9 protein-coding genes and 1 pseudogene are annotated in these 9,241 nt (G+C 55.3%); 5 read left to right on the forward strand and 5 right to left on the reverse strand.

Annotated features, from left to right (window positions below):
* Window positions 1–33: 33 nt before the first annotated feature.
* Window positions 34–162, reverse strand: a complete 129-nt coding sequence (locus tag PuT2_RS16270; protein WP_216820831.1) for a transposase — start codon at window positions 160–162, stop codon at window positions 34–36.
* 128 nt (window positions 163–290) lie between these two features.
* Here PuT2_RS16270 and PuT2_RS15925 point away from each other — a divergent pair, with 128 nt between their 5' ends.
* Both PuT2_RS15925 and PuT2_RS15375 read left to right on the forward strand, forming a co-directional pair.
* Window positions 291–1,466: a hypothetical protein gene (locus PuT2_RS15925; RefSeq protein WP_093971878.1), complete on the forward strand. Its 1,176-nt coding sequence runs from the start codon at window positions 291–293 to the stop codon at window positions 1,464–1,466.
* A gap of 479 nt (window positions 1,467–1,945) precedes the next feature.
* Window positions 1,946–2,149, forward strand: coding sequence for a plasmid pRiA4b ORF-3 family protein (locus PuT2_RS15375; RefSeq protein ID WP_254047036.1), 204 nt, complete (start codon window positions 1,946–1,948; stop codon window positions 2,147–2,149).
* A 28-nt stretch (window positions 2,150–2,177) separates the two neighbouring features.
* Here PuT2_RS15375 and PuT2_RS15380 read toward each other — a convergent pair.
* The 3 genes and pseudogenes from PuT2_RS15380 to PuT2_RS15390 form a co-directional block, all read right to left on the reverse strand.
* Window positions 2,178–2,324: pseudogene (locus PuT2_RS15380) on the reverse strand (transposase); the annotation flags it as partial.
* 352 nt (window positions 2,325–2,676) lie between these two features.
* The gene (locus PuT2_RS15385; RefSeq protein ID WP_254047037.1) at window positions 2,677–4,089 is read right to left on the reverse strand and encodes a heavy metal sensor histidine kinase; all 1,413 of its coding nucleotides are present in this window, start codon (window positions 4,087–4,089) and stop codon (window positions 2,677–2,679) included.
* 2 nt (window positions 4,090–4,091) lie between these two features.
* Window positions 4,092–4,775, reverse strand: a complete 684-nt coding sequence (locus tag PuT2_RS15390) for a heavy metal response regulator transcription factor (RefSeq protein ID WP_093971880.1) — start codon at window positions 4,773–4,775, stop codon at window positions 4,092–4,094.
* A 267-nt stretch (window positions 4,776–5,042) separates the two neighbouring features.
* Between PuT2_RS15390 and PuT2_RS15395 the strand changes: the two genes are divergently transcribed.
* From PuT2_RS15395 to PuT2_RS15405, 3 genes are read left to right on the forward strand one after another with little or no spacing between them, the layout of a single operon-like run.
* On the forward strand, window positions 5,043–6,797 hold the full coding sequence (locus PuT2_RS15395) for a copper resistance system multicopper oxidase (RefSeq protein ID WP_093971881.1): 1,755 nt from the start codon (window positions 5,043–5,045) through the stop codon (window positions 6,795–6,797).
* 32 nt (window positions 6,798–6,829) lie between these two features.
* Window positions 6,830–7,756, forward strand: coding sequence for a copper resistance protein B (locus PuT2_RS15400; protein ID WP_093971882.1), 927 nt, complete (start codon window positions 6,830–6,832; stop codon window positions 7,754–7,756).
* 27 nt (window positions 7,757–7,783) lie between these two features.
* Window positions 7,784–8,287, forward strand: coding sequence for a plastocyanin/azurin family copper-binding protein (locus PuT2_RS15405; RefSeq protein WP_093971883.1), 504 nt, complete (start codon window positions 7,784–7,786; stop codon window positions 8,285–8,287).
* Between the two features lie 17 nt (window positions 8,288–8,304).
* Here the strand turns inward: PuT2_RS15405 and PuT2_RS15410 are convergent.
* Window positions 8,305–9,241, reverse strand: a 937-nt coding sequence (locus tag PuT2_RS15410) for an HAD-IC family P-type ATPase (RefSeq protein ID WP_143516233.1), incomplete at its 5' end; no start/stop codon positions are given.

Raw genomic sequence — 9,241 nt, forward strand, 5'->3', positions numbered from 1 at the left:
CTCTACCCCATTATCGGGGGACACGCATTGGCTCTACCCCATTATCCGGCGATACGTCTCGGACAGATCCATCACAATGACCCGCACATTCTCACGCCCGGGAAGACGCTTTAAATAGCTGCGCAAACTCGCCTCCGAGCGGCCCAGCACCACATCAAACACTCGGATCGGGTTGATTTCAACAACTTATATTCTGACTCGTTCGGTATCGTTGTTCAAAGCTTTTCCTAAGCGCGGGAGGACGTCAGGCGCGTTTTCGTAATTGACAGTTACATCACAGCACTCGTAACATGGGCTCTATGGTTAGCGAGACTTCCAGCGTATTCAGACCTTCTGATCTCAAAGAGCTGCGCGAGCTTTTGCTTAAAGCTTTGAAGGCTCCATCAGGACACCGACGGCAAAACGCTCGCCATTTAAGAACCAAACCGACAAAGAGTGATTTGCCGGAAGTTGAACTTAGTCTTGCGGTAAGGCACCAAGAAGCTGTCGCGCAGGGCGATTTTGGTTGGATTCCTCCTGAGCCTAAGGGGTTGCTTCATTACTTGCAAAGAAGAAAAGTCGATATAGCAGCAAGTACAGACAACTTGGTGTATTTGGGTCGCCTCAAGTGGACTAAATTTAAAGGGGACGACTCTGAAGCGCATACAATCATCACCGGGTCGACGCTGCACAAGGTTTTTTTTACGCACATCGATCCTGCTGTGCGGACAACCTTCTCGAGTAAGCGTTTGGCTTGGATTGCAAGTTTGAGAGATGGTCATCGGCTTATGGGTTGGTATCCAGTATCAATGCAGTTCGTGTCTTCAGGATCGAGCTGTTTGGTAAATCATCTTCATTTAAGACCCGTCATTGAAGATGATTGGCCCGAAGTGAATTATCTGTATACCCAGGGTAAGGCGCATATAGCGGTCTTAAACATAACGCACGAGCACGTAAAGGTAGCTCAGAAAGTACGCAAAAAGAAGCTAACTCGTACTGCTTTTGTCAAACCTCGACGCCCATCAGGAACCCTATATGAAGGAAGCGCGCTAATAGCCGCTAATGTGTCGCAACCCTCCGAGAATGAGGGGCGAATCTCATCGTCGCGTAACTTCCAGTCGTTAGTTCAGGGCATGCAAAGTATGGCGTCTGCGCAGGAGGGTGACAATCGTGGTGCGTATTTGGGTACTGAGATTTGTGCGCGTTGTGACGGCGGCAATTTACCTACCTGCCCGCAGTGCGACGGCAAAGGTTGGCTGGCAGTTTATGAAAATGACATTCAATCGAATATCAGAATGTCTCGAAGTCCGGCCTTATCGTTAGGCACTAAGCTCGCCAGCCCGTTCCCTAGTTCCAATCCTAAAATTTATCCTGATCATGAGTCCGTTGGGCGGGCAGACCCAAACGATGCCAGTAGATCGGTGAGTATTGTCAGAGAGAACGGTAAATTTGGTTCTATGCCTTTGTATGATGATTACGATGGATAGGTAGTCAGGGCAAATGGCATCGGGCTATGCGGCTACCAATAGAGCTCCATAGTCGGTTTCATGCCTGAAACTTGGAGCTTTCCCTGACCCAGGGTGCAGTGTAGAAACTTTCACGCGTGAAAGTTCCTCGTTATTTGGCAACCTCCTGGTTCTATGTGAGGGCGAGTTGCCGAGCGTTGTGGTGTGGCGGGAGGTCACGCATAAGCAGTTTAGGGTAGGCTGGTCTGGCGGCTTTGTTATATAACTGTAGTAGCGCCGACTTGACCGGACAGTCCCTTTTTTTGGCGAACATTATTTCATGCACCTCTTTTTATGGGTGCAATCTTTTGGTTATTTGCCTGTTCTTTTGCTGTTTTCGCTGCGTTTTGCTGGCAAATTCCGCTTCGGAAAACTCAGTTGGCTCATGGGGCTGTGTCGTGCAAAGGGAATAGGTGTAGTTTACCGTTCTGGAGCGGACCCAATTCCAAGGTCCCTTAGATTTGCCATGGTGCCTGGATGGTGCCAATGTGTGCCCACCCGAAGATGTGGGCGGTATTGCTGGCTATGAAGACTTCCTGGCAGCTATCTCTGATCCCACGCATCCGGAGCATGAAAACATGGTGCAGTGGTGTGGCCGCCCATTCGATGCTGCCCACTTCGATCTGGAAGATACCAACCGACGGCTGATGGAGATTCAGCTGTAACGCAAAACGGTCATGGGCGGACGCTTACGGTAAAACGGCGCTCGTGCTTAGGGATCAGAATGGGCTCGAAGCTGCCGTCGCGATCCCGGGGAAGATCTACGCGAATGGGGCCGCGATCCGTAATGATCGTCTTGCTGCTCGCGCCGTTACGCTCGTTGGCTTGCTCAGGCGGCCGCCCCTTACGATTGGAGGGCCGTACTTCACTTGTAGACATTGTGATCCCCACTACTTTTGGTGGGCACCACTTTGAACTTTTTCCATCGCCTCGACTAGGCGGCCTCCACGAAAGCCGGGGCGCTTCATACAGCTTATCCAGTAAACCCGGTAGGCCAAGTCGTTTGAGAAGTTAAGGTGCCAGTGGCGTGGGGCAAGACCAAGAAGAGTCGCGCAGCTCCCGGAGAAATTATTGGTGCCGACGCCCCAGTATCACAGTCAGATGCGCATGGCTATCTGCAGATGTAGAGGGCATCTTTACAGCTTGTCTACTGGATGCGCTCAGCCCCGAGTCGGTTTCAAAGATTTTGTGCTCATATCGTTCTCAGGCAAATTTCGAAAGCTGTTTCACCCTCGCCTGACTTTGCGCCTACTTGACCGCCGTGTGCCTGCACGATAGATTTCACTATGGCCAGCCCAAGCCCGGCGCCTTCACCATTGCGATGCCGCGAGACATCCGGTCGATAAAAGCGTTCGAACAGGTGCGCGATGTGTTCAGCTGGAATGGTGGGTCCAGGGTTTGTGATGCGGATTTTGACGGCGTCGTTGTCTTCATGCACGCTGGCCTTTACGGTACCGCCTTCCGGGGTGTACCGGATGGCGTTCGACAGTAGATTGGATAGTGCCCTGCGCAGCATTGCCCGGTCTGCGGTAGCTGTTACTTTTTCGTCGCCGGAAACGACAATCGCTACTTTGCGTTCTTCACACCATGCCTCGAAGAAGTCGGCCAGCTCGCGCAGCTCGGCCATCAGCGGTACCGCTGAATGCTCCGGGACAATAAGGCCATTGTCGGCTTTAGCCAAAAAAAGCATGTCGCCAATCATCTTGGTCATGCGCTCGTACTCTTCTAGGTTGGAATAGAGTATTTCGCGGTATTCCTGGGCAGTTCGTGCCCGGGATAATGCAACCTGCGTTTGAGTGGTCAGGTTCGTAATGGGGGTGCGCAGTTCGTGGGCGATGTCTCCTGAAAAATTCGATAGCCGCCTGAAGCCGTCCTCCAGTCTATCGATCATTTCGTTAAAGGCCGTGGCCATGGGCGCAAGCTCTGCCGGAACGCCAGTTTCGTCCAGTCGAAGATGCAGTTGCTCTGAGTTAACCTGGCTTATTTGCTGACTGATGCGTCGTATGGGCGCATGGCCCTGGTGCACCGCCAGCCAGGTGGCGGCAATGGCGATCAGGCAGGCCACTGCCGTCAGCCACCATAGGTACCGGTGAAAGCTGTCCAGAAAATGTAAATGAAAGTCGATGTTGGTGGCCAAAACGACGGAAAATGGCTCATCCCCCTGGCTAGTGCCAACGGCCAGGCGTACCAGCGCGCTGCGGAATGTTTTACCTTGATGCTGCCAAGACGAGACGGTTTTTTCGTTGATGACCTCTACGTGGCGCAGTTGTGCAAGCGCAGCTTCCAGACTTGTGCCCAGGGTGCTGTAGAGCAGGCGTCCATTGCCGTCAGCTATCAGGAATTCTGCGTTGTGGTGGCCCGACAACGTGGCGTTGAAATGCGCCTTTAATGCGTTGCCGGCTGTTTTGTTGTCAAGTTGCTGTAATTTGGCTTGAATTGAAGTTTTGGCGGCATTCAGCTCATGGATGTCTTGGGCCACGAAGTGGGCATTGATCGAGCGCCCGACCAGCCAACCAAAACACAACAGCAAGGCGATAATTCCCGCCCCAATGGACAGCGTCAGTCGCAGGGCCAGCGATGGTGGTGATCTGAGCAGTGCACGCATGTTCAAATGGTTTCGGGAACGTCGAGCATGTAGCCCATGCCGCGCACTGTGTGGATTAACTTCGGCTCGAAGGGTTCGTCGATTTTGGCGCGCAGCCGGCGAACAGCCACATCAATCACGTTCGTGTCACTGTCGAAATTCATGTCCCACACCTGGGATGCAATAAGCGACCGCGGAAGCACCTCGCCTTGTCGGCGAACGAGCAATTCAAGCAAAGCGAACTCTTTGTTGGTCAGGGTGATACGTACGTTACCCCGCATGGCGCGGCGACGTGGAATGTCCAGCACCAAGTTGGCTACTTGTATTTGTTCGCTCATGACAGCCATGGCGCCCCGTCTTAGTAATGTGCGGACCCGCGCCAGCAGTTCGGAAAAAGCAAACGGCTTGACCAGGTAGTCGTCGGCGCCGAGCTCCAGACCTTTTACGCGGTCCTCTACGCTGTCGCGCGCGGTAAGAAACAACACGGGCGTGGCGGACTGCGCGTCGCGTAGCGCCTGTACGATGCGCCAGCCGTCCACGTCGGGAAGCATGACGTCCAGAATGATCAGGTCGTAAGGCTCGGTAAGCGCCCGATGATGGCCGTCGAGGCCTGTTTGTACCCAGTCCACCTGAAAGCCCGCCTCGGTAAGGCCTTGCCGAAGATAATCCCCGGTTTTGACCTCATCCTCAACAATGAGTAGTTTCATAGGCGCGTGTCCTGGCAATCGAGAGTGATGAGTGATTAAGCAAACGATTTGATTCAAGTGCCCAATGTAACGCGGTCAACATGACGCAACCATTGCCCGTGAATGACAAAAATGTAATGCAGGCGTCATCCCGCTGACAGCCCGCGCTCGCTACAGTGTAGTCCGGTCAAAAAAGTACTGAATCTTTCCCTTTTGCGTAACGGTTCAGGCCAATTTTTAAAGGATTTATTTCACGTGAGACATTCAGGCAGAGGTCTTTCCCCCTATATGCCCCGTCGCCGCTTCGTGCAAGGGTTGGCTGCAGGCGGCGTTATGCTGGGGTTGTCACCGTTTGCCCATGCGGCCGGAATTGTGTCTTCGCAAGCCCGCACAGGTACCGCGCCCGTGCTGACGGGTACTGATTTCAACCTGGAAGTGGGGCAGTCGCCGGTGAACTTTACCGGCAACCCGCGCATGGCGTTTACCATCAACGGGTCGGTACCTGCCCCCACTTTGCGTTGGCGCGAGGGTGATACGGTAACAATAAGGGTAAAGAACACGCTGAAGGAAGACACATCGATTCATTGGCACGGCATTATTCTGCCGTATCAGATGGACGGGGTGCCGGGCATCAGCTTCCCGGGTATTCCTCCTGGCGAAACCTTTGTATACCAGTTCAAGCTGGAGCAAAGCGGTACGTATTGGTACCACTCACATTCGGGCATGCAGGAAGCGCAGGGCATGTATGGTGCCATTATCGTTGAGCCGCGCGATGCCGACCCTATACGTGTGAACCGTGATCACATCATTCAACTTTCCGACTGGACGGACGAACACCCGATGCGGGTGTTGTCCAAGCTGAAAGCACAGGGCGATTACTACAACTACAACAAGCCCACCGTCGTCGACTTTTATCGCGATGTGTCCAAAATGGGGATGAGCGCGGCGCTCGAGAAGCGCCAGATGTGGAACGAGATGCGCATGAGCCCGACAGACCTGGCCGATCTTTCCGCCGATGTGCTCACCTACCTGATGAACGGCACAACGCCTGCCGGCAACTGGACCGGGCTGTTCCGGCCTGGCGAACGTGTCCGGCTGCGGTTCGTGAATGGCGCTGCCAATACCTTCTACGACGTGCGCATTCCCGGCCTGAAGATGACGGTGGTGCAGGCCGACGGCCAGAACGTGGAACCGGTGACCGTCGATGAATTCCGCTTTGGACCCGGGCAAACCTATGACGTTGTGGTGCAACCCAAGGATGATGCTTACACGGTGTTCGCGCAGTCGATGGATCGTACGGGCTACGCTCGCGGCACTCTGGCGGTGCGCGAGGGGCTGACCGCACCCGTTCCCCCTTTGGACCCGGTGGAGTGGCTGACCATGACCGACATGATGGGGGACATGGGCGGCATGGATCATGGTGCGATGAACCACGGCGCTGCAGGCGCAGCTGCCATGAGTCATGACGGTATTGATCACGCAGCCATGGGGCACGGTTCGTCGGCCCCGTTGGGGCCAGGCAAAACTGTGCGGCATGCGCGCACCGAGTACGGGCCCAGTGTAGACATGCGTGTGGACACACCGCGAACTAACCTGGATGATCCCGGCATCGGTCTACGTAACAATGGCCGTCGGGTGTTGACCTTGGCCGATCTGCACACCTTGGGCGGTCCAATGGACCCGCGCGGCGCAGAGCGCGAGATTGAGCTGCACCTGACAGGCCACATGGAGCGTTACAGCTGGTCGTTTGACGGTGTGGAGTTCGGGCAGTCTACACCGGTGCATTTGCGCTATGGCGAGCGTGTTCGGGTGATTCTGCACAACGACACCATGATGACCCACCCGATGCACCTGCACGGTGTCTGGAGCGAACTGGAAACACCCGATGGGGCCTTCCAGGCGCGATTGCACACGATTCCGGTGCAGCCGGCACAGCGCATCAGCTTTCTGGTCACCGCCGACGCCCTAGGGCGCTGGGCCTGGCACTGCCATCTGATGTTCCACATGGATATGGGTATGTTCCGTGAAGTGGTGATTGCATGACGACAACTGACATGACAAAGGATATCGGAATCATGACCTCTCTCACAAAGCGTACAGCGCTTGTTCTTTTCACCGCAGGGCTTTTGCCGTTTGGCGTGCGGGCCCAGTCTCACGATGCCCATGCCGGTCATGGCGCTCCACCTAGCGTTAGCCAGGGCGCTGCGTCTTCGTCTGCCGATCAGGCACCTATGGATCATGGAAATATGCAGATGCAGGGTGGCTCTGCCCCCGCCGATGCTCGCGACCCGGACGCCTATTCCGGGGGGTTCACGCGTAACGAAGGACAGTTCGCGCTGGATCCGCGCCACCGTCTGCGTATGTCCGACGAGCATCTGTTTGCCAGTTTGCGCATGGACAAGTTGGAATATGTTCGGGCCAAAGGCGACGAATGGGGCGCCTATGAGGGCCAGGCCTGGTTCGGCAGCACGTTCAACCGCCTGGTGCTCAAGGGCGAAGGGGAGTTTGCGGATGGCAAGATGCATGAGTCGCGCACCGAGGTGCTCTGGGGCCATGCCGTCAGCCCGTTCTGGGACACCCAGTTGGGTGCGCGTTTCGATTACGGTCGCGGGGAACCCTCGCGTCAGTGGCTGGCGGCCGGTTTACAAGGGCTGGCCCCTTATTGGTTCGAACTTGATGCCACGGCCTATGTCGGGTCTGGTGGCCGCACCGCCTTGCGGTTCAGCGCCGAATATGACTTGCTGCTGACGCAAAAACTGTATTTGCAGCCAGCCCTAGAAGTGAATTTCTATGGGAAAGATGACCCCGAGCGTGACATTGGGCGGGGGTTGTCGGATGGCAAGGTAGGCCTGCGTTTGAAGTACGAAGTTAACCGTCAGCTTGTGCCCTACATTGGAGTGGAGTGGGATAGCAAGTTCGGTAAAACAGCCGACATGGCACGCGACGCCGGTTCGGCACGACAGGAAACCCGTTTCGTGGCGGGGTTGAGTTTCTGGTTCTAAATTCGTTTATTTTTAAGGGTAAACAGCATGAAGAAATTTGTATCGATTCTGGTTCTTGCATGTGCTCCTGCATTGGCCTTTGCTGTCGGCGAGCATTCAGGAGGCCACAGCATGGGTGGGCATTCCATGGGAGGCCACAGCATGGGAGGGCACAGTATGTCCAATGTGGGCAAGCCGGGTGATCCGGCCAAGGTGAGTCGAACCGTCGAGGTGGTGATGGATGACGCGATGCGGTTCACCCCTGCGCAGATTGATGTCAAGGCGGGCGAAACCATTCGATTCTTCATCAAAAACTCAGGAAAAATCCCTCATGAAATGGTGATTGGATCACTTGCCGATTTGAAGGCGCATGCAGAGGAAATGAAAAAAATGCCTGGTATGCAGCATGCCGAGCCCAACATGATCACCCTGAAAGGCGGCCAGCGTGGCGGTCTGGTGTGGACATTTGACCAGGCAGGTACAGTGGATTTTGCCTGCCTGATTCCCGGGCACATGGAGGCAGGCATGGTGGGCAAGGTGAACGTGAACTGACTTTTGGTGAAGTTCGTTCAGACTTGTTTACGTAAACGCAGTGCATTGAACACCACCGATGCCGAGCTCAGGCTCATGGCCAGCGCGGCAATCATCGGTGACAGCAGCAATCCGCTCACCGGATACAGCAGCCCGGCAGCCACAGGAACGCCCAGAGCGTTGTAGATGAAGGCAAAACCTAGGTTCTGCTTCATGTTGACGATGGTTTTCGTCGAGAGCTTGCGCGCAATGGCAATACCACGAAGATCGCCTTTCACTAGCGTTACCTGGGCAGAGTTCATCGCCACGTCGGTACCTGTGCCCATCGCAATGCCAACATCGGCCTTAGCCAAGGCGGGTGCATCGTTAATGCCATCTCCTGCCATGGCCACCACGTGTCCCTTTTTCTGTAGAAGCGCCACCAGATCAAGCTTGTCTTGTGGTTTGACTTCACCATGCACTTCACGGATTCCCAGTTGTCGTGCAACGGATTTCGCTGTGGTCAGGCCGTCGCCGGTTGCCATGATGATTTCAATGCCCATGTCTTGAAGACTTTTCACGGCTTCTGGTGTGCTGGCTTTTATGGGATCCGAGACGCTCAGAATGCCGGCCAGATGACTATCGACAGCCAGGAACATGACGCTGGCCCCGCCGGCTCGCAACTCGTTGGCCTGGGTCTCCAGAATCGCCGTGTCGATGTCCTTTGTCTGCATCAGTGCGGTGTTGCCAAGCAGTAGCGTATGACCCTCCACCATGCCTTGCACACCAATGCCGCTGTCAGAGCTGAAGTCGTCAACCGCCGCCAGGGCGATACCGCTTTCCTTTGCGGCGGCTACGATAGCGGCCGCCAAGGGGTGTTCGCTGCCTTGATCCAGGCTCGCGGCCAGTCGCAAAAGCTCCCGGGGCTCATAGTCTTGTGTGCCTATGGCTCGATCAAACGTTGGTCGGCCTTCAGTCAGCGTGCCTGTTTTATCA

The sequence above is a fragment of the Pusillimonas sp. T2 genome (assembly GCF_002236805.1).
GTDB lineage: Bacteria > Pseudomonadota > Gammaproteobacteria > Burkholderiales > Burkholderiaceae_B > Neopusillimonas.

Coding starts and splice junctions, on each gene's coding strand:
- PuT2_RS15925 (WP_093971878.1), top strand. CDS start 291: ATGGGCTCTATGGTTAGCGAGACTTCCAGCGTATTCAGACCTTCTGAT.
- PuT2_RS15385 (WP_254047037.1), bottom strand. CDS start 4,089: ATGCGTGCACTGCTCAGATCACCACCATCGCTGGCCCTGCGACTGACG.
- PuT2_RS15390 (WP_093971880.1), bottom strand. CDS start 4,775: ATGAAACTACTCATTGTTGAGGATGAGGTCAAAACCGGGGATTATCTT.
- PuT2_RS15395 (WP_093971881.1), top strand. CDS start 5,043: ATGCCCCGTCGCCGCTTCGTGCAAGGGTTGGCTGCAGGCGGCGTTATG.
- PuT2_RS15400 (WP_093971882.1), top strand. CDS start 6,830: ATGACCTCTCTCACAAAGCGTACAGCGCTTGTTCTTTTCACCGCAGGG.
- PuT2_RS15405 (WP_093971883.1), top strand. CDS start 7,784: ATGAAGAAATTTGTATCGATTCTGGTTCTTGCATGTGCTCCTGCATTG.